Origin of the sequence: Occallatibacter savannae (assembly GCF_003131205.1) — a bacterium.
Lineage (GTDB): Bacteria > Acidobacteriota > Terriglobia > Terriglobales > Acidobacteriaceae > Telmatobacter > Telmatobacter savannae.
Genome location: NZ_QFFY01000001.1, coordinates 37,964 through 63,240 on the forward strand (window position 1 = coordinate 37,964; position 25,277 = coordinate 63,240).

Consider the following 25,277-nt stretch of genomic DNA (forward strand, 5'->3'; position numbering starts at 1 on the left):
GGCAGTGACTGACAGCGAAATCACTGGCGGTATTGATTGGCGCGAATGTTTTTTGCAGCGGCCTTTGCGGTTTCCTCGATGCGACGATTGCGGGTTTCGGGCTTTTTGGCGTTCTGGATCCACTCGAGAATTGCCCGTTTTGTTGAACGAGGGAAGGCGTCGAAGTTGCTTGTGGCGTTGCTGTGGGAGGCAAGCGCTTGGACAAGATCGGGTGGAAGCTTGAGAGACTCGACGTTGTCGAGGCGAGACCATGAGCCGTCGCGTTTGGCTTCGTTGATGATGGCGAGCCCACGGGGAGTCATGACGCCTTGCGCGATGAGGCGCTCTGCGCGGTGTTTGTTTACCTTCGACCAGCTGCTGCCTTTCTTACGCGGGGAGAGAAGGCGCATAGAACGCTGCTCGTCGAGCGACCGAGGCAGGCTGTCGACCCAACCGAAGCAGATCGCCTGATCCACAATTTCGTCGTAGCTGAGGTAGAGGTCGGGACGTGCGGATTTCTTGAACGTAACCAGCCAGATGCCGGTGCTGGATTCGGCGTGAGTGTTGAGCCATTTTCGCCAGGAGCCGACGGAGCGGATTTCGACACGGGGAAGTTGTTCAAGAGTTCGCATGGGATGATTGCCGGTCACGATGAAAGAATATGCCAGTTGGTCTTCGGTTCGGCCGGTTCCTCGACTGCCGATTAGGTCGAGATGAATGAGCACAGCTTCTTCGGATTCTCGAAACCGGCTGTGTAGATCGTGCGGGCTCAAGAGCAAAAGCAGATCCTTCGCTTACCACCCCGCTGAAGATTACGCGTGGGGTCCCCTGCGCTCAGGATGACAGCATCATTGATTTAGGCGGCTTTCTCACATATCCCAAGGCCGCTGCGCTGTCCCACATTTCAGAAGTGAAATGCGGGGTACAGGATGTGAGGCGGTATAGTTGTGTCGTTCTTTGCACTGATATTTCCCTGGAGATCAAAACGAGATGCTGCAAGTAGGGCCGGTGAAGAAGGTCTACGACGTTTGCATTGTGGGTTCAGGTGCGGGCGGTGGGACTGCTGCGAAGGTGTTGACCGAGGGCGGGCTGAATGTGGTGATGCTGGAGGCGGGGCCGCGGCTCGATCCGGACAAGGACTTCAAGGAGCACATGTGGCCGTATCAACTGCCGCATCGCGGTGTGGGCGTGGGCGGAAAGCAGCGCGGGATCGGCGACGAGTTTATGGCGCCGAATGGGTTCTGGGAGATTCCGGGAGAGCCGTACACGGTTGCGAACGGATCGTCGTTCAGCTGGTTCCGCTCGCGCATCGAGGGCGGTCGGACGAATCACTGGGGGCGGATCGCGCTGCGATTCGGACCGGCGGACTTCAGGGCGTACTCGACGGATGGTGTAGGTGACGACTGGCCGATCAGCTACGAGGAACTGACGCCTTACTACGACAAAGTTGAGGCATACATCGGGGTGTTCGGGTCGAAGGAGAATGTGCCGAACTCGCCGGACGGAGTTTTCATGCCGCCGCCGAAGCCGCGGTGCACTGAGACGCTGGTGAAAAAGGCTTGCGATCAGCTGCACATCACGTGCATTCCTTCGCGACTGGCGATTTTGACGAAGGCGCTGAACGGGCGTGATCCGTGCCACTATTGCGCGCAGTGTGGACGCGGGTGCAGGACGGCTTCGAACTTCAGCTCGAGCCAGGTGATGATTCCGCCGGCAGCTGCGACGGGCCGGCTGACGATGATCGCGAATGCCATGGCGCGGGAGATTGTTGTCGGCAAAGACGGAAAGGCTGAGGCTGTGTCGTATGTCGACAAGACCACGAAGACGGAGCAGCGCGTGTATGCGAAGGCCGTGGTGGTGGCTGCGAGCGCGTGCGAGAGTGCGCGGCTGCTGCTGAATTCGAAGTCGGCGCAGTTTCCGAATGGGATCGCGAATGGGTCGGGTGCGGTGGGGAGGTACCTGACGGACTCGGTAGGGAGCGATCTGGTCGGGCATTTTCCGCAACTGGAGAAGGTGCCGGCACACAATCATGACGGCGTGGGCGGGATGCACATGTACATGCCGTGGTGGCGGTTCGGACAGAAGAACGAGTTCCTGCGCGGGTATCACATCGAGTTTGGCGGCGGAAGGAATATGCCGGGCGTGGGCGAGTTCGACTATGTGTGCGAGCAGGAAGAAGGATACGGCGCGACGCTGAAGCAGAAATGCCGGAGCGCGTATGGAACGTTTATCGGGTTCAGCGGACGCGGCGAGATGATTCCGAACGAGAATACCTTCTGCGAACTGGACCCAGAGGTGAAGGATAAGTGGGGCATACCGGTGCTGCGGTTCCACTGGAAGTGGGGCGAGAACGAGTTGAAGATGGCGCGGGATATGCAGCAGACGTTCCGGCAGATCATCGAGGCGGCGGGCGGGACGGTGCTGGTGGGCGCGCGAAGGCACTCGAAGCCGAGCGGCGATGTGCAGCAGCAAACGAATGCGATCTCTACGGGAGGCGCGATCATTCACGAACTCGGGACGGTGCGGATGGGGAGTGACAAGAAGACGTCGGTGCTGAACGGGAACTGCCAGGCGCATGAGGTGAAGAATTTGTTTGTGGCGGACGCGGCGCCGTTTGTGACGAATCCGGATAAGAATCCGACGCTGACGATCATGGCCCTGGCGTGGAGAACGTCTGAGTATCTGCTGGATCAGGCGAAGAAGATGGAGATATAGAGATGACGAATGAAGTGTTGACGCGCAGGGCAGTGTTGAAGTCGTTAACGCTGGGAGCCGCTGTCGGATCGGTGATGAAGGTGATTCCGCTGGAGGCGGCGGAGGCCGCGCATCACCTGGTGCAGGCTGAGAAGCAGAGTACGGGCGCATATGCGCCGAAGTACTTCAAAGGGGATGAATACAAGACGCTGCAGTCGTTGTGCGATACGATCATTCCGGCAGATGCGGATGCAGGCGGTGCGGTGGAGGCGGGTGCGCCGGAATTCATCGATCTGCTGACGAGCGAGAACAAGGAGTATCAGAAGACGCTGGGCGGCGGGTTGAAATGGCTGGATGCGACGTGCTCGGCGAAGTACGGGAAGACTTATCTTGCGTGTGCGGAGGGGCAGCGGAAAGAGGTGCTGGACCGGATTGCGTACCGGAAGAATGCCGATGCGCATGAGTCGCTGACGGAGCCTGTGGAGTTTTTCACGCTGTTGCGCAACATGACGGCGGACGGGTTCTTTACGAGCAAGATCGGAATCAAGTATCTAGGGTATAAGGGAAATACTTTTTTGACGCACTTCGATGGGTGTCCGCCGGTGGAGGGAGTTTAGGGTACGGCGGAGCGCGCGTTGTTCGAGTTTATAGAAGGCGCGCCATGCAATGGCTTCCGTCTGACGTTTCTCACCCAGGCTTTCTGTGGGATGCAGACAAGCGCATGCTGTACGCGGCGCATCCAATCAGCCGAGTTGTATGGGTGACCACGTCTCTGCTGTCAATAACGGTTTGGGCTATCGGCCCGAACTCTCGCGATCGCTGCTCTGGACGATGTCGCTGGCCTCTGCCGTAGCGGTTGCGAATCTTTATTACAACCAGCCGATGCTTGCGGACATGATGCGCACATTTCACGCGTCGGCGCACGGCATTGGGCTGGTCGCAACCTTTACGCAAGTCGGATACGCACTGGGGATGCCGGTGTTCATTCCGCTTGGAGATTTCATTGAGCGTCGGCGCCTGATCACGGCGCTGTTGCTTGTGGTGACGGGATCTCTTGTGTATGCAGCGAGCTCTCGCAACCTGATCTCGATCATTGTGGCCAGTTTTCTGATTGGCTTCACGACGGTGGCTGCACAGATCATGATTCCTCTTGCGGCCGAGATGGTACCGGCAGAGGATCAAGGCCGCACGATCGGCGCGATTCTCAGCGCAATTCTGCTCGGCATCCTGCTGGCGCGCACGCTGAGCGGCATGGTTGCACATTACCTGGGCTGGAGGGCGATGTACTGGATAGCTGCCGCGCTCGCACTGCTGTTCGCGATTCTGCTGCACGTCCAACTGCCGGCCGTTCCCGCTCAGGCTACAATGCGCTACCGCGACCTTATGCACTCGATCTGGAGGCTAGTAGTAGAGGTGCCGAAACTTCGGCAGGTGTCGCTGGTTGCGGCGATGTTCTTTGCGGCATTCAGCGTCTTCTGGACGACGCTGGTTTTCTTTCTGGAGACGCCGCCTCATCACTATGGCAGCCAGGCGGCAGGACTCTTCGGACTTGTGGGTGCGACGGGCGCAGCGGTGGCGCCCATTGCGGGGCGCCATTCGGACCGCAGGAGTCCGAGGTCCGTGGTGCTGATTGCGCTCTTTGTTGCGCTCGCAGCTTACGGGATGTTCTGGGGATTTGGTCTGCGGCTGTGGGGCCTGCTCGCGGGTGTGATTCTGCTGGACGCCGGCGTTCAGGCAGCGCAAGTTGCAAACCAAAGCCGAGTGCTTTCGCTTCGGCCCGATGCTCGAAACCGTGTCAACGCGGTGTACATGATCGCCTATTTCAGCGGCGGATCTCTCGGGTCGCTTGTTGGCGCATGGGCCTGGGGTCAATGGCGGTGGCACGGCGTGTGTGCCACTGGGATCGGGTTCCTGCTGGTCGCGCTGATCGCGTTCTTTGCGCGCGGGCCGGAAGCGCAGATGCAGGCCGCCGGATCAATCTGAGCCGTTTAAGCGTGTTTCCTTTGAAGTATGCGAATCGGAAGCCATGAACTCCTGCCCGCGGGGATTCACGAAGTCGGCATGGCACGCCATTGCGGCGGATCGCAGCTTCTGGAATTGCGGGTTGTTGCGGAGGCGGTCGAAGAAGGGGTCTTTATCGACCGTGGGGAACGAGCAGTAGTGGCGGTCGATGGCGATCTTCAACATGCGCAGCGCGGCTTCTGTCTGGCCGCAGTAGGCAAGATGGCCGGCGAAGAGGTAGTTGATTTCGGGGTCGTCGTCGACCTCCACCTTGGCGGAGAGAGCCTTGATCTCTTCAGGCGGAGCGCCGCGTGCGCAGGCGAGCAGCATCTTGTAGCTGTCCCAGTGGGGAATCTGAGGCGCGGGAATGCGGAGAGCTTCAGGCTTGTTGCCCTGGCGCAACAGGAGTTCGATGGCTGCTGACTTTGACCATTCGGAGCTGAGGTCTTTGCGCACGAAGAAGCGGGCGCGGTCGTAGTTGCCCAGTTCTCTGAATGTGGTGGAACAGGAGCCCCAGACGACTTTGGTCGCAAGCAGAACCGTGATCTCGCATTCGCGTCCAGCTTCATCGAGCGATCCTCCGTAGCGGAGGACGTAGCTGAGGACGTGGTGGAGATTGGGGTCGTCGGGTTTGCGACGAACCAGCTCAAGCGCAATCTGGTGGGCTTTGACGATGTCTCCGCGCTCGGTGCGGTGGATGGTCATCTCGGCGATGGGGTCGAGTGAGTCGGGATTGAGGGCGAGCTCCTTGTCGAGCGCAGCGTCAGACAGCGCCATCATCTCCGGGCCGCCGCCTCCGAACCGCGATGCGCCGTAATAGCGCAGAGCAAGCATCTCCCAGGCGGGCGCGTAGTTGGGGTCGAGCAGCACGGCCTGACGCAGGAACTCGATGGCCTGGCGATCAGTTTGGTTGTCCCACTTCACGGCGAGGCTCTTGAGGTAGAGCTCGTATGCGGCTTCGTTCGAGGTGCGCGGCGATGCGTCGCTGGAGAAGCCGGGAACACCAAGGATCTCGGCGAGCTTTCCATGAGAGATGGTAGCGATCTGCTCTTGCATGGCGAGCAGGTTATTGCTGGGTACCTCGAAATTGTCCTGCCAAACGATGCGGTTCTGGTCGGTATCGACGGCTTCCATGGTCACATGCAGGCGATCTCCCATGATGAGGTAATGCCCGGTGATGGCGCGATTCACGTCGAGATCGCGACCAAGCCGCTTGAAGTCGACTGCCGGTCCGGTGAAACGCGCAGATGCGGCCAGCGGACGCATGTTGAGCGACTTGGCGGAGGCAAAGGTCTGCGCAATTTCGTCGGGCAGCGCGGATCGCAAGTAGTCGAGGGACTGATTTCCGGAGACGTTTTGAAATGGAAGGATAGCGACCGATGCCGGCTGGGGAGAGGTGGCAGGTTTTCGGCTTCGGCTTCCGATGAGACCGATGGAGATGAGGAGTATGGCTGCGATGGCGCCGCCGGCCCAGAGGAGACGCCTGCCGAAGAGGGCGGGAGGACGCTGGGGCGGGGCGGCCGGGGTGTCTGGGGCGAGCGCGACGGGGACATCGGCGACGAATTCGGTGGACGAATTGGGCGGGAAGAGGCGGAGGACGGGCACGGCGATGCGGTAACCGACGCGCGGAACGGTCTGAACAATTTCTTGATCGCCGAGGACTTTCCTTAATTTGGAGACGGCGGTGGCGAGCGAGGCGTCGACCACGATGACGCCGGGCCAAACGGCATCGAGGAGCTCTTCTTTGCGAACGACTTCGCCGGAGTGCGCGAGGAGATAGCGAAGAAGTTCCAGCGGTTTGCGCTCAAGTTCTACCGGCTGGCCGTGCACGGTGAGCTGAAAACGGAGCTCGTCGAACTCACACTCCGCGAATCGCCAGAGGATTTTCTGCGGGTTTGGAGTGCCAAAGTCCGGGGAAGAGGCCATCGAAACGACTTCCTTTAGAAATCTTCAGAGTTTCGTCAGGACATCCGGGGGCGGTGAACTACAGGATAAGCCGAAGTTGCAACCCGGCAATCCCCAATCTTTTAACAACAGCTCTTTGGGGCACTCATTCTTGGTGTCCTGATCCCTGGTTTTGATTTCGCGTACAGTCCTGTGCGGTCAGGAGACCGGATATGTGTGCTCGTTTGAAGTTTGCCTTGGCCCTCCCCCTTTGCTTGCTGATCTCCGGATTCGCCGGGACCGTCCATGCCCAGAGCGTGTGGCAGAAGATGAAACAACAGGTGCTGCAGCAGCAGTGCCAGCAGGGTCTGCAAAAGGCCTGCCAGGCGCTTGCGAAGATCACGCAAAATCCGGGGCAGCAGCCTGCGCCGCAGCAGACGCAGGGCCAGCAGCCCGGGCAGCCTGCGCCGCCGATGCCCGGGCGGCAACCGCGCCAGGATGTGGCGCAGGCTGCGGATCAGTCCGGGCGTGAGTCTGGGCCGATCCGTCCGCCTAACGGAACCAAGGTGGAGGAGACTGTGCTGGCTCCGTTGGCCCCAGGTGCGCGTTTCTACGTCAGCCCGCACGGGGTTCACGTTGCTACTTGGGAAAACAGCGGAAGCCGTGCGGTGGTTTATTACGATGGCGTCCCAGGTCCGAAGTTCGACGAAATCATTGAAGGCATCGCATTCAGTCCCGACGGCAAGCGCGTCGCCTATTGCGGGCGATCGGGCACCGAAATGGTGGTGATGGTGGATGGCAAGGAGCTTCTGCGTACTGCCGAATCCCAGGAAGGGGTATTTGACAGTTCCAGCTGCCATTTAGGGTTTACATCAAACAGCCGGCACGTGTACCTCATCCAGAATGTCCGCACGTCGACCATGAAGGGGGGCAGTTTCACACGATTCATCTTCGACGGTAAAGCGGCCGCTTTGCCGAGTGCCAGTGGAACGCAGTCGACAGGAGAGGTAGGCGGCATTCATCCGTCATTCAGCCCGGATGGTGAACACTATGCATACGTTGCGATCGACCCCTCTGACGAGCAGAAGTGGGCACTTGTGGTCGATGGCAAGGTCGCACCGTACCGGGGTGGCGGTCCGCGTTGGAGCCCGGACAGCCAGCACCTTTATACGACCATCTCTCACCCGGGCGCTGCTGGTTACATGGAAGGGATGCTGGATGGCAAGCCGTTCATCCGCGCTGACCGTTTTGATCTTCACGTTGCGCCAAAGGGCGGCAACTTGTGGGTGGCGGTGGTGGACGCGGGCATTCGCAACCCTAGTCCAACACAATTCCTGGTGGTGAATGGAAAGAAGGTGCCGGGGAGCGAGATCGTTCGCGAGCGTGGCGCGTTTATCGATGAGGTTGCGTTCAGTCCTGACGGCAAGCACTACGCGGCGCGGTACACGACGACGCAGAACCACCAGTACCTGATTGTGGACGGGAAGCGCGCGGAGGAGTACCAGAAGATCGACAATATCGTTTTCACCGCGGACTCTAGCAAAGTGACCTACACATCGTTTTCGAACGGAAAGCCCTTCGCCATCATCGGCGACGAGGAGTCGGAGCCGTGTCTGCCTGAGCTAGCGACCGCGGTCGGCGGCAGCCACGGCGGACTCGTGATCGCCCCTGTTGGCGCACGGGCTGGTGGAATCTGCGGGCTCAACGGTGGCGAGGCCCCAACGTTGTACCTGGACGGCAAGACCCTGCGCATGCCGGATGGAGTTCGGGGTGCGGGTGACCTTCGCTTTTCGGCTGATGGCCAGCACTACGCATATCGTGCGGGCTTCCAGGGAGGCGGGATGCGGCTCGTCATCGACAACGTGGTGCAGTTTAATAGCAACCTGGGTACGCCGAGTACGGCGAGATATCAACACGTATTCAGTCCCGACAGCAAGCACATCGCATCGGACTCGGCGCCGCCGACAGACACGGGCGTGTTCGCATCGGGACTGTTTCTGGATGGCAAGTACATTCCGGTGGTTGCGAATCCTGGGATGAAGCGCCTGGAATTCACCGCCGACAGCAAGCACATCGTGTGGGCGCAGGGAGCACCTTCACGCGATGCCCTGCGCATTTTCGTTGATGGCAAGGTGGTTGCGGATACTGAGGCTGCCGTTGCAGCGAATTCGCCCGAGGCATGGTGGGACATGCTTCCCGACGGCAGTCTCGCCGTTCTCGGTCAGGACCAGAACAATCTCAAACGGATCACGATTACGCCTTCTTCCGAAACGAGTGTTGCGGCACTGAGCGGAGGAGGGGCCCTGGTTGCAAAGCGGGATCAGTAAAGCGGGAGCAGTCCACATACAGGGGAGGAGGACTTATGCGAGTTTCTAGATTCGTGGTTGTCGTTGCGGCGAGTGCGGTTGTGCTGATCGGCGGATGCAACTCCGGGCCGAAGGGGACCTATACGGATGCGAATGGGGCGGTGATTCTGGAGCTGCGGTCTGGCGGGAAGGCGAATTTCACCTTCATGGGAGACGTGGAAGAGTGCACGTACGAGAGCAGCGGGAAGCAGTTGACGCTGACGTGCAAGGGAAGTCCCGCTCCAGTGACGGTCTTCAATATTCACGATGATGGATCGCTGACGGGGCCTCCGGGCACATTTATGCCGCCGCTGCGGAAAGAGAAGAGCTGATCGAAGTGGGTCTGGATCGGTGCTGGAGGCCAGGTGAGAACGAAACACATGATTGTCCACGCTCTGCTGATTAGTCTCGTTGCCGCGACTTATCCAGCGATCGGACAGGCACAGAGCGGAGGAGCGGACTACACGGCAGCGTTGCCCTCCGTCGAGAAGATCAGAACGCAGTTGCAAGGAACAGACCCCATCGATACTACGGCGCGGCAGGTTGCCGTGCTGACGTACTTGCCGACGTACATCGAGCGAATTGTGAACGCCCGGAACTACGGTGGTCCGTATACACCCGCTGAGACGAAGCTGTATCGCGAGTACAGCCTGGCTGCGCTGCAGATGACGCAGGACTTCACCAAATCCCATTCACCCGCCGAGGTGAAGACTTTCCAGCAACTCGAAGGCAAGTACGAAATCATGAATGCCCTGAGCTGGATCAAGCAATTGCAGGGGCAGCAGGCCGCAGACACGTATCGGGGCGCAGAGCATTCTCTTGCACAGAGCTACCAGCAGCACGAGGAGAAACTTCAGCAGCAGATGAAACAGGATGCCGGCGGAGGCAGGTCGTCGATCGCAGGCGATCCCGTACTCGATCCTACGGGGATGTTTGCGCGTGCCGAGGCCAATCGCGTGAATGATCCCGTACTGCGACGCTGTCTGGAACTGGGCGACAGCCTTGAAGCATGTGAGGGAGTGGGCGTCGTGGGAACCATGACCAGCATTCTGGTTCCCTGGGCAGAAAAGCCCGATCCCAATGCAGCGCCACCTGTGGCCGGGGTCGTCCTGGTGGGCGGATACCAGGGCAGATCGGGCGCCGTCAGCATCGACTTCGGCACGAACCTGAGCCGCGCTCCGGTAGCAGTACTTGAGAACTGCGGAACGCTTGTTTCGAACATCTTCGATGGACGCGATTATGTCGTGCGGAAATCCGCTAGTGCGGTCCAACTCGTGATTGCGAATGAGCCGCAGCCGATTGTCGTGGCCCTGCAACCCGATGGAAGTCTCTCCGGTCCCGGTTCTGTGCTTGTCAAGGGAAGGATCGTTACCGGATCGACGACCACGACGAAGACAGTGATGGTGGATGGCGCGCCGGCGGGTCCGCAGGGGTATGACTGCAACGGCCCGTGCAGCACCAGTACATCCACTCCGACCTACGGACCGAAGGTTGAGCGCTGCACAATTGGTCCGATGAACTTCGTTCGACCGAAGCCCGTCGAAACGCCGAAGACCGGCATCGGATTTCTGGATGCAGTCACAAGGGGAGAGCCCGCGGCCACCGGCTTCCGCATGACGGGCCGCTACATGAGCGACTCCGGCCTGACCCTCGAATTTGAAAACACTGCAGTCATCATGGATTGCGGCAAGGCACACGCGAAGGCTCCGTACCAGGTAGACAACACGCCGGAGGGCTTCGTGGTTCGCGTGCAAAATGCGGGAGGGGCGTTTGCGTTGGGCGTGGGAAGTGATAACGGGCTGCGCGGCTCCGGTTCCACGATGGTTTCGGGCAAGCTGGTGACGGCCATTCGTGGGGATAACGTCAGCTTTACGCAGCATACGGAGAGTTGCCGGGTGGGAGCGTTCGCGGCCAAAAGCGAGCGGAATACCATGCGCGCGTCGAACGGCGGAGGGCGCGCTGAGTAAACATCACAGGTTTCAACTCTGGTCCGAGGAATAGAGATGGATACGAAACGGATTTTGGCGGTTCTCCTGTTTTGCGTGAGCGGCTTGGTGCATGCGCAGCAGGCGCCGGATGGACTTCAGTTCAACGTTCCCTACCTGTGCAACGACGGCAAGGTGTACGTGGTGCACCGGTGCGAGAAGGGGCCGAAGTTCGAGGCGTGCTTCTATCAGCATGAGCCGGACTCTGAGCGCTACAACACGCGCGAAGCCGTGGTTTACCAGATGACGAAGATGTGCAAGGTGCAGGGACCGCCCGCGCCGGCAGCACCTGCAGTAGCTTCGGCAGCACCTTCGACGGGAATAGCAGGGGCGCCGCAACTGGGTGTGTATCACTGCACCAACGGGTTTGTGCTGACGATCTCGAAGTGCGACAAGTGGAACGGCGCGGATGCTTGCTGGTTCAAGATCGAAAACAAAGGACAGGTGCTCGCGGACTCTCCCGGTTCGGTAGCGGGAGCGGTGAAGATGGTGAAGGCGTGCAATGGGGATATGTCCGTGGTGCCGAAGACGCCGCCCACCTTTGGCATGACTCCCTCAGGCACGCCAAGGACAATGGATCCCGCCTACCTTTCCGACATGCCGCAGGTTGAGCGAGTGTTGAGCGAGATCAAAGGGTCCGATCCTACAGATACGATGGCGAGGCAGGTTGCGGTGTTTACCCAACTGGGCCAGTACATCCAGCGCATGAAATCTTCCCGCTCAATTCGCGCCCCTTACACGCTGGACGAACAGACTGTGATGACTGCATACCGCCTGGCCTCGTACCAAATCACGCAGGGTTACGAGCAGTCGCACACGCCGGAAGAAGCCAAGGCTTTCACGGGCATGCATTGGAAATACGAGATGGGCGACGCCGATCAATGGGCGCGACAACTGATGGGTCAGCAGGCGAACTCGGCATACAAGGGAGCGCTGAGCGACCTCTCTGCTGGCGGGAAGAAGCACTACGACGAAGAAATGCGCACCTACAACGACGCAGTCGCGAAGCAGAAGGAGGCAGCGAGCAATCCGGGCGGAGCCAACGATCACTATGCGAAGGATGCGGGATCAGTTGCGGTGCGGCACTGTATCGAGTCTGGCCGCAGTGAGATGGAGTGCCTGGGCGAGGGCATGAAGATCGGCTTCAACGATCTGATGGGTGGCGACATCAAAGAGGCAATTGTGGGGAAGACGCCTACAGGCTTGCGTTTCACGGGTGTGTACTCGGGGGGTGGATTTTCTCTGAATTTCCGGCAGGACACCGTGTATGTGTTCTGTGGCGGCCTGCTGCCGGAGCCGCGCACGTACACGGTGGAACATTCTGGAATGCAGGTGTCGGTGAAGATCCCTGTGACGAATCCGCCGCTGGTTCTTTCATACAGAGGCGATGGAAGTCTCTCGGGAGAGGGACGGACGATCTCAGTTGCGGGCGAGGTGCCGGCGGGTGGTGGCGGCGGGGCTATGGGGTCGGGAATGCAGACTCAGACGACCACGACGCAGCGGCAGCTTGAGGTGGGCGAAGAGCGGGAATACAGCGCCGATCAGCTGCATCAGAACGGAGGGCAGTTCTCGGTCGATCAGCAGACGACGACTACGAGCTGGGGTCCTTCTACGTATCAAAGACCTAGGACAATTCCGAAAACGGAGCGCTGCACGGTGGGTACGCTGCCGGCGACGACGGCGAGCGTGAAAGATGCTGCTCTGCTGACGGCAGTGCTGGGCAGCAAGCCGAGCAAGTCTGCAAACAGCAAGCCGGGATTGCGCCTCAATGGCACCTATGCGGTTGCGGGCGGGCTGAAGGTGGAATTTCGCGATGACTCAGCGACTCTGGAATGCGGCGAGTCGATGAATTCAGAGGCGTACGAGGTGGAGAGGGGGAGTGGGCAGATGGTTGTGAAGTTCCAGAACAACACCGGCCCTCTCTCTCTCATTCTGCAGCCGAATAATACTCTGACGGGTTCGGGCGAGGTCGAGGTGACGGGGCGAAAGGTGTTTCAGGCCGCCGGCGGCGGGGTGGACTTCACACCGCGGAACGCGCGCTGCTCGCTGGGGACTTTCGAAGCTTCGCGGTGAGCGAGTGCGGATAGTGTTCGACTCAAGGCGTTCGCCTGGTGAGTGAGTCTGCAGCACGGCGATCGAATGATGTTGAGGCGTCGGGCTCGGGGATGTTCAATGGAATGCGCCAATCGCGCGCGGAGACGGTTCCGGCCGCGACCCAGCCATAGCGCAGGCAGAGAGAGCCGATGATTCCGGAGAGGGCGGCGGCCTGGCGGAGGCGACGTCTTCTTCTCGACGTGAAGAGGGAAGCGAGACGCAGAGCGATGGGCAGCGGGCCGGAGAGGACTCCGGCGGTCTGGATGAGCGCGCCGGTCAAGCCTTGTTTTGTCGGCGCGAGTTCGCGATCTCTGGTGCGAAGAAGTTCGATGCCTTCCCAGGTCTCGAAGGCGGCGGCGACGAGGCCGATGGCGTTGAGGGCGTTGCTGTCCGTTTCACCCGAGAGTTCGAGGAGGCTGACGGCGGACTGGAGGCCCGACATGCCGAATTCGCGCGGAAGAGAGCGGACGCGGTTGTTCCAGACGGGAATCGCAGTGGCTCCGATGAGGACGCCGGTGTAGTTGTGGAACGGCATGCCGAGAACGGTGCAGCCGGTGCGTCCGATGGTGCGAAGGAACGTTGCAATCGGGCTGCCGTCAATTTGCGTATCGAGAATGTCGGCGAGTGTAGAGGCAGCGGCGAAGGCGGAGAAGCCGCTGAGAACCCAGGAGCCGACGGACATGACGCTCTGCGGTTTGAAGATGCGAAGCATGTTGAGGAAGCGCGAGGGGCGGCCGAGATCGGCGATGAGAAGGACCGAGGAGATGGTCGATCCCGCAGTGGCCATGTGACGGGCTTTGCGCGCAAGGTCGTCGTTTTCGCCGATGAGATCGGCGAGAGAGCCGATGACGCCGAGCGAGCCGGAGGCGCCGCCGACGAAGAAGTAGAGAGGCACGAGCGGCGTCCACTGCGGCTCTTTAAGAAGGTGCTGCTGGTAGTAGCCGGTTTGCGGAGATGCTTTAGGCAGAGGCGATCCGGCTGCGCGGATCCCGGCCTGCTGGACGGTGCCGAATTGCGATGCTTCGCGGCGAATCTCGTCGAGACGACTTTCGCGGAAGGATGATTGAGCCTCACTCATCGAGCTATCCTTTCCTGCCTAAAAAGAAGAATGAAGCAACGACTGCGCCGACCATCGCTACGGCTTCAAAGGCGGCAGACTTCCAGGCGTCTTTGAGGTAGATAGTGGGGACTTCGGGCCTGGGCGGGAGGTTGTAGGTCTCGGGCTCGCCGCGAATGATGAACATGGAGTGGATGCCCTTGACGCTGGTGTGGGTGGGGTCGTAGATCTGCGCGTCGGTCATGCCGCGGGACTGCAGAGTGGCGAGGCGGACCTGCGCTTCGACTTTGAGTTCGTCGAGGCGACCGAACTTGATGGATTCAGTTGGGCATGCCTTGGCGCATGCAGGCATCATGCCGGCTTTCTGGCGATCGGTGCAGAAGGTGCACTTGAATGCGCGGCCGTCGTCTTCGTTTTTCTGCACGACGCCGAAGGGGCATGAGATGACGCAGTAGGAGCAGCCGTTGCAGATGTCCGGCTGAAGAAAGACGGAGCCGAACTCGGTGCGCACGAGCGAACCGGTGGGACAGGCTTCGAGGCAGCCGGCAACTTCGCAGTGCTTGCAGACATCTGACGAGAACTCCCACGAGAGCTGCTGCGCGGAGTTGCCGCCGATGCCGGGCGTGATTTCACCTTCGACGAATTTGACGTGACGCCACGTCGAGTGGCCGAGCGCGGCGGTGTTGTCGTAGGACCAGCCGGTAAAGTCGTAGCCGTCGGCGGAGATGCCGTTCCACTCCTTGCATGCGACTTCGCACGCCTTGCAGCCGATGCAGAGAGTGGAGTCGGTGAGGAATGAGGTTACTTCGCCGGGCTGAATGCCGGTGTGATCAGTTGCGCCGCTCATGGCCTTTCCTCCAGAAGTTCGTGCAGCTCATCGAGCGCCTTGTGACCGGCGGGATGGCGGCCCGGGATCAGATTGCAGACGAGGCCTTTGGTCTCCATGATGCGCACGTTGGGATCCTGCGAGATGGCGAGAAGATCGTTGGCGACATCGCCGGTAACGATGCCTTTCCAGCCCCAGTGATAAGGCAGGCCCACCTGGTGGATCTGGTGGCCTTGAATGATCAGCGGAGTCATGCGCGGCGTGACGAGAGCGCGCGCGGAGATGAGGGCGCGCGGGGTGACGATGGTGACGTAGTCGTTGGGAGAGACGCCGGTGAGTTCGGCGAGTTCGAGAGAGATCTCCGCGAAGAGCTCCGGCTGCAGTTCGGACAGATGGCTGAGGGAGCGCGACATTCCGCCGGCGGTGTGATGCTCGGTGAGGCGATAGGTGGTGAGCACGAAGGGGAAGCGCGAGTCGTGAGGAGTGCTCGCATACGGGTTGTCGGGGCGTTGCTTCTTGTCTGAGGGCGGATTGGACTGGTGCTGTGGATAGAGCGGGTTTTCTACGGGAGACTCAAGCGGTTCGAAGTGCGTGGGGAGCGGGCCGTCTTTGAGGCCGCTGTTCACGTAGAGCCAGCCGCGTCCATCTGGGTGCATGCCGAAAGGCTTGTCTCCGTCGAGCGCTTCGAGTCCGCCTTTGGACAGATCCCGTTTGTGGTCGGGCGGCATGTCCTTCTTGAAATCCGTGATGTCTTTTCCGGTCCACTCGCGTTTCTCTTCATCCCACCAGACGAACTTTTTCTCTTCGCTCCAGGGTGTGCCGTCGGGGGCGGCAGAGGCACGGTTGTAGATGATGCGCGTGTCTTTGGGCCATGCGAAACCCCAACCGTGGCCAAGTGCATCGTGGGCGCTGCGTTCGTTGGCGACGTTGCGGTTTTCGGCAGGCTTGACGCCGGTGTAGATCCAGCAGCCGGACATTGTGGTCCCGTCACGCTTGAGGTCCTCGAAGGTGGAGAGGAGCTTGCCGGTTGTGAGATCGCGGCCGTTGATCTCGGCGAGGACGGCCTCGGCGCTGGGCTCGGCTACCGCGCCTTCGGTGGGGAGTTCCCACGTGAGTGCGTTGAGGGCATCGTTCTTCGGCGTGCGTTCGCGAGCGGCTCGCCCCTTGAACATGCGGCCGAGGTGATAGACGAACCATAACTCGCTGCGTGCGTCTCCGGGCGGCTCGACTGCTTTGTTGTGCCACTGGAGAAGGCGCTGGGTGTTGGTGAAGGAGCCGGATTTTTCAGCAGGGCCGGCGGCGGGCATGAGGAAGACTTCGGTGGCGATGTCTTCGGTGCGGAGCTCTCCGCGTTCGATCTCGGGCGAGTCTTTCCAGAAGGTGGAGGTTTCGATCTCGACGAGATCGCGGACCACGAGCCACTTGAGATTTGCCATGGCTTTGCGCTGGAGACGGCCGTTGGGTGCGCCAACGGCGGGGTTCTGGCCCATGACGAAGAGGCCTTCGAGCTTGCCGTCTTTCATGTCGAGCCAGTAGCCGAGTTCGGAGTGATCGCCAGTGACGCGGGGAAGGAAGTTGAAGCCCCACTGATTCTCTTTGGTGGCAGCGTCTCCATACCAGGCTTTGAGGAAGCTGACCATGAAGTCTTCGAATTTTGTCCACAGGCCGGCTTCTGTGGAGTGCTGCTTGATGTATTGCTCGAAGGTCTTCGAATCGGCGTCGAAGAAGGGCATCGGCATGTAGCCGGGGAGAATGTCGTAAAGCGTGGGGATGTCGGTTGAGCCCTGGATGGAGGCGTGTCCGCGCAGTGCGAGGATGCCGCCACCGGGGCGTCCGAAATTGCCGAGAAGAAGCTGAAGGATCGCAGCGGCGCGAATGATCTGGACGCCGGTGGAGTGCTGCGTCCAGCCGACGGCGTAGCAGATGCAGCCTGTTTTGCTGCGACCGGAGGCTGCGGCGTAGGTCTCGGCGACCCGAAGGAAAACATCCTGGGGGACACCGCAAGAACGCTCCACCATCTCAGGCGTATAGCGCGCGAAGTGCCGCTTGAGAACCTGGAAGATGCAGCGAGGGTGCTGGAGGGTGTCGTCGGTTTCGAACTCGGTGGTGTTGCCGGCTTCGCCGCCGCGGTCTTTGGCGTGGCCGCCGCCGGCATCGTGGTGACCGGGAAGCGACTGGCCGTTTTCCTTCTTTGGTTCCGAGCCTTTGTATAGCCAGGTTTCAGGATCGTACTTTTTCTTCTCGGCGTCCCAGCCGGAGAAGAGGCCGCCTGCATCTTCAGCATCGACATAGTCATCGCGAAGAATGGTGGACGCGTTGGTGTAGTGGAGGACGTACTCCTTAAACCACTTCTCGTTTTCGAGGACGTAGTGTATGAGGCCGCCGAGGAAGACGATGTCAGAGCCGGCGCGCAGGGGCACCCAGATGTCCGCGGTTGCGGAGGTGCGCGTGAAGCGCGGGTCTACGTGGATCACTTTGCATCCGCGCTCGCGAGCTTCAACGACCCACTGATAGCCGACCGGGTGCTGCTCGGCCATCGAGGAGCCCATGATCAGAATTGCGTCGGAGTCGGCCAGCGATTGTTGAGCTGTGGTAGCGCCGCCGCGTCCAACCGAGGTGCCCAGACCGGGCACCGTGGAGCTGTGTCAAATACGGGCCTGGTTGCTGATGCAAACCATGCCCAAACCTCCTGAGAAGAGTTTCTTGATCAAGTAATTCTCTTCGTTGTCGAGAGTGGCTCCGCCAAGATGCGCGATGGCAGTGGTCTGCATGAGCGACTCGCCGTTGCGTGTCTCTTCGAAGGTGCGTTCGCGCGCGTCCCAGACGCGATCGGCGATCATGTTCATCGCCGTGTCGAGATCGATGTCTTCCCAGTCTTTTGCGTGAGGGCGGCGATACTTCACTTTCGTGAGGCGGCCGGGGTGCGTGTGGAGCTGATGCGTGTTGGAGCCCTTGGGGCAGAGGTGGCCGCGCGAGATGGGCGACGCCGGATCGCCTTCGATGGAGATGAGCTTGCCGTCTTTGTGATAGACGAGCTGTCCGCAGCCAACGGCGCAATAGGGGCAAACACCCCGCGTGACTTCGCAGCCTGCTGTCTTGGGCTTCAGGTTGCGGGTTCGTTCACTCCACGACTCGGCGCCAGTGCCGTCCGATCCGGTTCTAATCTGCTGAAGCACGGGCCAACGCGAGAGAAGATCTCTGAGCATGTTAGGACTCCATCATCGATGACCGTTGCGATGCAGCGAAAGAAGATGCAGTTGTTTGTCTGTGCAAGGGCGCAGGCTGGTGCCTTTGGCGCAGAGCGCGCGAAGGATCGACAAGTTGGATGGGGTGAAAAACGCCGGCGAGGAAGGAAAGCGGGGATCAGTAAATGGCGGAGAGGGTGGGATTCGAACCCACGTTAGAGTTTCCCCTAAACACGCTTTCCAAGCGTGCGCCTTCAACCACTCGGCCACCTCTCCTTAGTGATGCTGCCTGCGGGGCAGGCTGCTGCGGCAGGAACTGCTGCGCGAGTCGGCGGCAGTCTGAGTAGTCGTACTTCTTGAATTTACCACATTCGCCGATGGGGATTGCGCACGCGGAACGATGAGCGCACCGATGCGGAAGTGCGCGTGGACTGCGGATGAAATCGTTTACTTTTTGCGGGTAGGGGATGTATATTTCCGCTTTGCTCGCGACAACTGAAACGAAGCGGGCCTAAGAAGAGAGGGATGTCCATGTCTGATTTTTCGCGGCGCGATCTGCTGGTTAGCGGTTTGGGATTTTCTGCGGCTTCACTGATGGCGCGGTCAGCGTGGGGACGTACGGCGGCGATGATGGCCGGGTCGGCGGAGGCACTTGCGCCGGTGGCACCACGCGAGCATCTCCTGTTTGATTTCGGATGGAAGTTCACGTTTGGGAATGGGGAGGATCCGGCCAAGGACCTTGGGTTCGGCATGAACCAGGGAGACTTCGCAAAAACGGGCGACTTCAATTTTGCCAAGGAGAAGTTTGACGACTCGAAGTGGCGGACGCTGAATCTGCCGCATGACTGGGCGGTGGAGCTGCCGTTTTTGCGCGACAAGGAACTGGAGTCGCATGGGTTCAAGCCGCTGGGCAGGCGGTATCCGGAGACGAGCGTGGGCTGGTACCGGCGCGAGTTCGATATTCCGCAGAGCGACCTGGGGCGGCGGATTTGGTTGGAGTTCGATGGCGCGTTTCGCGACGTCATCGTATTTGTGAACGGGTGCTTTATCGGGCGGAACAACAACGGGTATGCGCCCTTCCGGTTCGATCTGACGGATTTTCTGCGGTACGGGAAGAAGAACCATATTGTTGCGCGCGTGGATGCGAGCTTCGGCGATGGGTGGTTCTACGAGGGCGCAGGGATTTATCGGCATGTGTGGCTGAGCAAGATGGATGCGCTGCACCTGGGGAAATGGGAGAGCTATGTGCGGTCGGAGCTGGCGGGCAGCAGCGCGACGCTGACGCTGTCGACTGTAGTGCAGAACGAGGGCGACAAGGCCGAATCTGCCAAGGTGAAGTGGCAGATTGTGGATGCGGCGGGGAAGACGGTGGCGACGGCGGAGAGTCCGGCTCAGCAGGTTACGGCGGATGGCAGCACGACGTTTACGGCGACGGCGAAGCTGGCGAATGCGGCGCTGTGGTCAGTGGAGACGCCGAATCTGTATCAGGCGATTGTGACGGTGGAGGCCGGGGGTAAGGCTCGCGATGCGGAGCGCGTGAGCTTTGGCGTGAGGACGGCAAAGTTTACGGCGGATAAGGGATTCCTGCTGAACGGCAAGCAGGTAAAGATCATGGGCACGTGCAATCACCAGGATCATGCGGGGATTGGCGCGGCGCTGCCGGATGCGATGCAGTGGTACAGGCTGGCGGTGCTGCGCGAGATGGGCGGGAACGCAGTGCGCACTTCGCACAACATGCCGACGCCGGAGTGGGTGGATGCCTGCGACCGCATGGGCATGATGATGATGTGCGAGACGCGGCAGATGAGCTCGAATCCAGAGGGGATGGCGCAGCTTGAGGTGATGGTGAAGCGCTATCGCAATTCGCCGTCAATCATTCTGTGGTCGGTAGGGAATGAGGAGTTTCTGCTGCAGGGGCAGATGGCGGAGCAGGGCAAAAAGATTGCGACGGAGATGGTGAGGAAGTGCCACGAGCTTGACCCTACGCGTGTGGTTTCGGCGGCGGTGAATGGGGACAACCGGCAGGGGATCTCGGATGCGTTCGACGTGCTGGGGTTCAACTACAACCTGAAAAATCCGGAGTCGTACCACAAGGATTTCCCGAATCGGCCGATTTACGGATCGGAGACTTCGAGCGCGATCGGGACGCGCGGCGTGTACAGCACGGACAAGCTGCGCAACACGGTGAACTCGTATGACGGCGTGGTGCCGTGGGGCGAGACGGCGGAGGACTGGTGGAAGTACTACGGCGAGCGCGAGTGGGAGGCGGGCGGATTTGCGTGGACGGGGTTTGACTATCGCGGAGAGCCGACGCCCTACGGGTGGCCGTCGATTAACTCGCAATTCGGCATCGTGGATATGTGCGGGTTCCCGAAGGACAACTACTACTACTATCGCGCGTGGTGGTGGAACAAGGAGCCGGTGGTGCATGTGTTTCCGCACTGGAACTGGACGGGGCGCGAGGGAACCGAGATTCCGGTGTGGGTGTACTCGAACCTGGATGAGGTGGAGCTGTTTGTGAATGGGAAAAGCGCGGGGAGCCAAAAGGTTCCGCACCTGGGACACGTGCAGTGGAAGGTGAAGTACGAGCCGGGAGTGATTGAGGCGCGCGGGAGCAAGGACGGCAAGGTTGTGCACACGGCCAAGCGCGAAAGCACGGGCGACACTGCGGCGATCAAGCTGACGGTGGACCGGACGGAGATCAACGCCGACGGCGAAGATGTGGCGGTGATCAGGGTAGAGGGGCTGGACAAGGAAGGACGGCTGAATCCGCTGGCGGACAACCACATTGGATTCAAGGTAACTGGAGCCGGCGCGCTGATCGGAGTGGGGAACGGCGATCCGAATTGCCAGGAGAGCGACAAGGCTCCGAAGCGCTCGCTATTCAATGGGCTGGCGCAAGTGATCGTGCAGGCTACGAAGGAGCCGGGCGAGATCAAGATCGAAGCTTCGAAAGAAGGTTGGGACGGGCCTGAGCTGACGCCGGCGACGATCACAATCCGGACGAAGAAGGTGGAGTTAAGGCCGACGGTGGCGTGAGGCAGGGATTAGGGAACAGGGATTAGGGAAGGAACAGGGATTAGGGATCAGGCAAGTGCGGAATCTCGATGGCATTGAGTCAACAGGGCGCATGCTCATGCGACCTTCGTACTGATTCCGCAGTTCCGCTTCTTTGCCGAATTACCTCAGTAATTCGCGCGGATCTACGCTTGCTTCAAGAGCGGAGATACAGCCGCTATTCTGGTTTCGCTACAAAGCTACAGACGAACGGATGCGCGGGTATGAGCCTGGCTCGCGCAACCTTGCAAGAACAGGCTTGTGTCCCGCGCTCGCGGGCGTTCGGTAAGTCACAACCGATTCTGCTTTTCTTCGCACCCTGATCTAGCTCGAATGTGGGGGCCCCGATGTTCTCTGGTGCGAAGAAGTGTGCGCATGTCCGCGGATCGGTATTCCTGGCGGCCTCGAAGGCTGGAATTGACACTCGCGCAGGCGCCAAAACGGGCGGGAGCGTTCAGCAATCAACGGCGAACTTTCTCGGGGTAGCGGGTCTGCTGATCGTCGTCGCCATATCAGGCTGTTCGGCTCCCTCCTCATCGATCACTTCGAAACTCAGTGCCGGAATCACCATCGCGGCGCCGTTCAACGGAGCCAGCGTGACCTCGCCATTTACGGTGAGCGCCAGCGCGGCAACGTGCGGATCGCAACCCGTGGTCTCGATGAGCTACGCGGTAGACGCGGGCCAGTGGGTGTCGGAGCCGGCGTCGTTCAGCGCACAGGTAGCTGCAACCGCAGGGCCACACGTGCTGCATGTAAAGTGCCTGGGCCAGAATGTGAGCAGCGAAGCGGAGGTGAGCGTGAACGTAGCCACGACGCCGACCACGACTGCTGCGTCGCCCCAGGCGGCTACTCCATCCTTCTCCGTGCAGTCGGGTACGTTTACAACTGCGCAGAGCGTGTCGATTTCGTCAGCAACTTCAGGCGCAGCTATCTACTACACGACAGACGGTTCTACACCCACGGCGTCCTCTCATCTCTATGCGGGCCCGGTGGCGGTTGCAAGCTCGATGACGCTTAAGGCAATCGCGGTGGCGCAGGGCTACGGGAACAGCGCCGTGGCGCAAGCCAGCTATGACATTTCAGCACCGGCGCCGACTCCTGCTCCAGCGCCAACCGGACCATCCATTCCCTCCTATGCAAGGAGCCAAACAGAGATTCAGTTGCTTCCGAACTGGAGGATCAAGCATGATCCCGGCACGTCGGGCACTTCGGTCGGATCGATGATCCTGGTCAGCGATCCGTCGCTGAGCGGGCAGGCGGCGAAGTTCTACACGACGTACACCAACTCCGGCGGTGAACTCTACTCGGTCACGTATGGGAATGATACGGACTCGAAGAACTTTGTGTATGACGCCGAGGTGTGGATTTCATCCGGGAGCGTTGTGAGCAATCTGGAGATGGACAACAACCAGGTGATGCGGAATGGGGACACGGTGATCTACGCGTTCCAGTGTTCCGGGTATTCGAATACATGGGAGTTCACGACGAATGCGGGTACGCCGACGCAGCCGCAAGCAAAATGGATCAAGTCGGCGGCTCCGTGCAATCCAGCCAAATGGACGCGAGACACGTGGCATCACATCCAGATCGTTACTTCGCGTGATGATTCAGGGAATGTGACGTACCACTCTGTATGGTTCGATGGCGTGGAGTCACCGATCAACCAGACGGTGAACTCGGATTTCTCCCTCGGGTGGGCACTCGGCGCTTTGGTGGCCAACTTCCAGGTGGATGGGCTGGGTACCAGCGGATCTTCAACGCTGTACCTGGATCACTTCACGATCGATCGCTGGTAAGAGATTAGCCGGGCTTTTCTTTCGGGCTTTTCATTCCGTTTACCAAGTTAAGGATCTCTGACGTTCGTGGAAGCGCTCTGCCATGCAGGGCGTTGATGCGCGATGAAAGTTGTTGCGAGATCTATATAGGGGTATGGAAGGATTTCCCGGAATTATTGCAACCGTAATGTGCCGCGGACATCTTAGCTGCGAGAGGTGACAGGAATGGCATCGACGCAGGTACTCGCTGAACGGCAGAAGGCTCCGCTGGCAACCCCGACCGATCTTGAATCCAAAGCAGTCAAGGACATTACTGGCGCGCTGAATGCGCTGCTGGCGGATGTGTTCGGCCTTTATGTAAAGACGAAGAATTTTCATTGGCATATGAGCGGGAGACACTTCCGCGACTACCATCTGCTGCTCGATGAGCATGGCGAGCAGCTGTTTGCGATGACGGACGACATCGCAGAGCGCGTGAGGAAGATTGGCGGTACGACGGTGCGGTCGATCGGCCATATCTCGCGGCTGCAGCGGATCGCGGATAACGATGCGGAGTACGTGACGCCCGAGGACATGCTGGCGGAGTTGCGGGAAAACGAGCGGCAGCTCATCCAGAGTATGCGCGAGACACACGATCTGTGTGATGAGGGTAGGGACGTCGCGACGGCGAGCCTGCTGGAAAACTGGATCGACCAGGGAGAGAGAAGGCACTGGTTCCTGTTCGAAATTACGCGGAGAGAAGTGGATCGGGAGTAGTTGGGCGCCGGTTTCCCCGGTCCCCAAGAGCGAGTGACCCTTCGACCAGGCTCATGGCAGGCTCGGGGGCAGCCGGGGCACCCCTGGTCAACCTTGGAGTTCATCCGCGGCGGCGAGGACTTCAGTGACGATGGCGTGGACGTCGGGCTCGGTGGTTCGGTGGTTGACGATGCAGGCGCGCAAAGAGAAGTGGCCGTGGATGGTTGCGTTCGAGAGATAGACGCGGCCGCGCCGGATGACGCGATCGAGAATGCGGCGGTTCAGGTCGTCGAGGTCGGACGAACCTGCGCCGCCGGACTTCCCGATGTAGCGGAAGCAGACGGCGCTTAAAGCGACCGGAGCGAGGCGTTCGAGCCGGGGCTCGGCGTCGATGAAGCTGGCGAGGACCTGGGCGAGATGGAGGTCGTCGCTGATGGATTGCTGGAAGGCGCGGAGTCCGAAGTATCGCAACGAGAGCCAGAGCGCTAGTGCGCGGAACGGCCGCGAGAGCTCGATGGATTCTTCGAAGAAGGCGAAGCCTTCAATGGGGTCTGTGCTGAGAGAGCGGGCGTAGTCGCCGGAGTGTGAGAAGGCACGACGTGCGTCGGCAGGATCGCGATAAAGAAGACACCCGCAGCCGGTGGGTTGATAGAGCCACTTGTGGGGATCGAGCGAGATGGAGTCTGCAAGGTCGATTCCGTCGAAGGCTTCAGGGATTGCGAGTGACGCGAGAGCGCCGAAGGCTCCGTCGATGTGCAGCCACAGATTGTGTTCGCGGCAGAGGGCGGCGATCTCTCGGATCGGGTCGATGCTGCCCGTGGCGGTGGTTCCGGCGCTGGCGACAACGGCGACGGGTTTGAGGCCGGCGCTGAGGTCGTGCCGAACGGCTTCGCGAAGAGCTTCGGCTCGCATCCGGAATGCGTCGTCGACAGGGATGAGGCGGACGGAGTCGTGGCCGAGGCCGAGGAGCGCGGCGGCCTTGGTGTTGGACATGTGGGCTTCCGTGGAGCAGTAGAGGACGCCGCCGCGAACCCCGGATTGGTTTGCAGGGGCTTTGGCTTCGCGTGCCATGCAGAGCCCCATAAGGTTTGCGGATGAGCCGCCAAGAGTGAGGCTGCCGGAGAATCCTTCGCAGCCGATGGCCGAAGCGAGCCAGCGTACAACAGTGCGCTCAATGGCATTGGCGGAAGGGCCGGAGCGCCAGGCCGTAGCGTTCTGATGGAGAACTGCAGAGGCGAACTGGCCGAGAGCGGCAATGGGCTCGCCGGAGCCGAAGACGTATCCGAAGAAGCGCGGCGAGGCAGGGCGGGAGTTCTCGAAGATTTCGGGAAGCAGATCAAAAGCTGCGCTGCCAAGACCCTGCTGCGGGATGTCCCCGGAGAAGAGCTGTTGTATCGCGACGCCACGAATATGTTCCGGATAAGAGCGAAGGGTCGGCAGGCGCTCGAGGTAGTCAGCGGTGAAATCGGAGAGGGAGTGCGCAAGGGCGCGAAAGTCTTCTGAGGAGAGCGCGAGAGGTCGTTGCATAGAGCAGCTTTCAGTGATCAGTGGTCAGTCATCAGTCTAGAGGGTTGGTGCGCGATTCCGGGAGGGCGCGGTGACATGGATTTGCGGGGTTGATGGATGGCGCGTAATACTTTCTGCGATTTACACGCAGAAG

The 25,277-nt window shown here is 60.3% G+C and carries 17 protein-coding genes and 1 tRNA gene; 10 read left to right on the plus strand and 8 right to left on the minus strand.

From position 1 onward, the window contains the following. Positions 1–20: 20 nt before the first annotated feature. Positions 21–611, minus strand: a complete 591-nt coding sequence (locus tag DHV10_RS00190) for a YdeI/OmpD-associated family protein (protein WP_109485625.1) — start codon at positions 609–611, stop codon at positions 21–23. A 358-nt stretch (positions 612–969) separates the two neighbouring features. Here DHV10_RS00190 and DHV10_RS00195 point away from each other — a divergent pair, with 358 nt between their 5' ends. The 3 genes from DHV10_RS00195 (at position 970) to DHV10_RS00205 (ending at position 4,656) form a co-directional block, all read left to right on the plus strand. After that, positions 970–2,694: a GMC family oxidoreductase gene (locus DHV10_RS00195; RefSeq protein ID WP_109484318.1), complete on the plus strand. Its 1,725-nt coding sequence runs from the start codon at positions 970–972 to the stop codon at positions 2,692–2,694. A gap of 2 nt (positions 2,695–2,696) precedes the next feature. Continuing rightward, complete coding sequence (locus DHV10_RS00200) at positions 2,697–3,290, plus strand: gluconate 2-dehydrogenase subunit 3 family protein (protein WP_109484319.1); 594 nt, start codon at positions 2,697–2,699, stop codon at positions 3,288–3,290. A gap of 139 nt (positions 3,291–3,429) precedes the next feature. Next, positions 3,430–4,656, plus strand: a complete 1,227-nt coding sequence (locus tag DHV10_RS00205; RefSeq protein ID WP_109484320.1) for an MFS transporter — start codon at positions 3,430–3,432, stop codon at positions 4,654–4,656. Here DHV10_RS00205 and DHV10_RS00210 read toward each other — a convergent pair. Then, positions 4,648–6,600: a winged helix-turn-helix domain-containing protein gene (locus DHV10_RS00210; RefSeq protein ID WP_109484321.1), complete on the minus strand. Its 1,953-nt coding sequence runs from the start codon at positions 6,598–6,600 to the stop codon at positions 4,648–4,650. The two genes, DHV10_RS00205 and DHV10_RS00210, sit on opposite strands and share 9 nt — an antisense overlap. 191 nt (positions 6,601–6,791) lie before the next feature. On the opposite strand from DHV10_RS00210, the gene DHV10_RS00215 reads away from it, so the two are divergent. The 4 genes from DHV10_RS00215 to DHV10_RS00230 are packed head-to-tail and all read left to right on the plus strand — an operon-like array spanning position 6,792 to position 12,961. Next, complete coding sequence (locus tag DHV10_RS00215) at positions 6,792–8,885, plus strand: PD40 domain-containing protein (protein ID WP_162601081.1); 2,094 nt, start codon at positions 6,792–6,794, stop codon at positions 8,883–8,885. Between the two features lie 35 nt (positions 8,886–8,920). After that, positions 8,921–9,235, plus strand: a complete 315-nt coding sequence (locus tag DHV10_RS00220; protein ID WP_109484323.1) for a hypothetical protein — start codon at positions 8,921–8,923, stop codon at positions 9,233–9,235. 33 nt (positions 9,236–9,268) lie between these two features. Continuing rightward, positions 9,269–10,870, plus strand: a complete 1,602-nt coding sequence (locus DHV10_RS00225; RefSeq protein WP_162601082.1) for a hypothetical protein — start codon at positions 9,269–9,271, stop codon at positions 10,868–10,870. Between the two features lie 36 nt (positions 10,871–10,906). Then, positions 10,907–12,961, plus strand: a complete 2,055-nt coding sequence (locus DHV10_RS00230) for a hypothetical protein (RefSeq protein WP_109484325.1) — start codon at positions 10,907–10,909, stop codon at positions 12,959–12,961. 22 nt (positions 12,962–12,983) lie between these two features. Here the strand turns inward: DHV10_RS00230 and nrfD are convergent, their stop codons facing one another. The 5 genes from nrfD to DHV10_RS00255 all read right to left on the minus strand — a co-directional run bounded on the left by nrfD (position 12,984) and on the right by DHV10_RS00255 (position 18,326). Beyond that, the gene (gene nrfD, locus DHV10_RS00235) at positions 12,984–14,060 is read right to left on the minus strand and encodes an NrfD/PsrC family molybdoenzyme membrane anchor subunit (protein WP_109484326.1); all 1,077 of its coding nucleotides are present in this window, start codon (positions 14,058–14,060) and stop codon (positions 12,984–12,986) included. Between the two features lie 4 nt (positions 14,061–14,064). Further along, complete coding sequence (locus DHV10_RS00240) at positions 14,065–14,886, minus strand: 4Fe-4S dicluster domain-containing protein (protein ID WP_109484327.1); 822 nt, start codon at positions 14,884–14,886, stop codon at positions 14,065–14,067. After that, positions 14,883–17,498 (minus strand): molybdopterin-dependent oxidoreductase, encoded by a 2,616-nt coding sequence (locus DHV10_RS00245; protein ID WP_109484328.1) that lies wholly within the window; start codon positions 17,496–17,498, stop codon positions 14,883–14,885. Before DHV10_RS00245 ends, DHV10_RS00240 begins: the two co-directional genes overlap by 4 nt. Before the next feature lie 12 nt (positions 17,499–17,510). Further along, on the minus strand, positions 17,511–18,071 hold the full coding sequence (locus DHV10_RS28465) for a molybdopterin-binding domain-containing protein (protein WP_109484329.1): 561 nt from the start codon (positions 18,069–18,071) through the stop codon (positions 17,511–17,513). A 165-nt stretch (positions 18,072–18,236) separates the two neighbouring features. Further along, positions 18,237–18,326 (minus strand) — tRNA-Ser (locus DHV10_RS00255). Positions 18,327–18,581: 255 nt separating this feature from the next. Here DHV10_RS00255 and galA point away from each other — a divergent pair. The 3 genes from galA to DHV10_RS00270 all read left to right on the plus strand — a co-directional run bounded on the left by galA (position 18,582) and on the right by DHV10_RS00270 (position 23,638). Continuing rightward, complete coding sequence (galA, locus tag DHV10_RS00260) at positions 18,582–21,089, plus strand: beta-galactosidase GalA (protein ID WP_109485626.1); 2,508 nt, start codon at positions 18,582–18,584, stop codon at positions 21,087–21,089. A 365-nt stretch (positions 21,090–21,454) separates the two neighbouring features. Next, complete coding sequence (locus tag DHV10_RS00265) at positions 21,455–22,903, plus strand: chitobiase/beta-hexosaminidase C-terminal domain-containing protein (RefSeq protein ID WP_109484330.1); 1,449 nt, start codon at positions 21,455–21,457, stop codon at positions 22,901–22,903. 204 nt (positions 22,904–23,107) lie between these two features. Further along, positions 23,108–23,638 (plus strand): Dps family protein, encoded by a 531-nt coding sequence (locus tag DHV10_RS00270; protein WP_109484331.1) that lies wholly within the window; start codon positions 23,108–23,110, stop codon positions 23,636–23,638. An 87-nt stretch (positions 23,639–23,725) separates the two neighbouring features. Here the strand turns inward: DHV10_RS00270 and DHV10_RS00275 are convergent, their stop codons facing one another. Next, the gene (locus DHV10_RS00275; RefSeq protein WP_109484332.1) at positions 23,726–25,144 is read right to left on the minus strand and encodes a pyridoxal phosphate-dependent decarboxylase family protein; all 1,419 of its coding nucleotides are present in this window, start codon (positions 25,142–25,144) and stop codon (positions 23,726–23,728) included. Positions 25,145–25,277 lie beyond the last annotated feature (133 nt).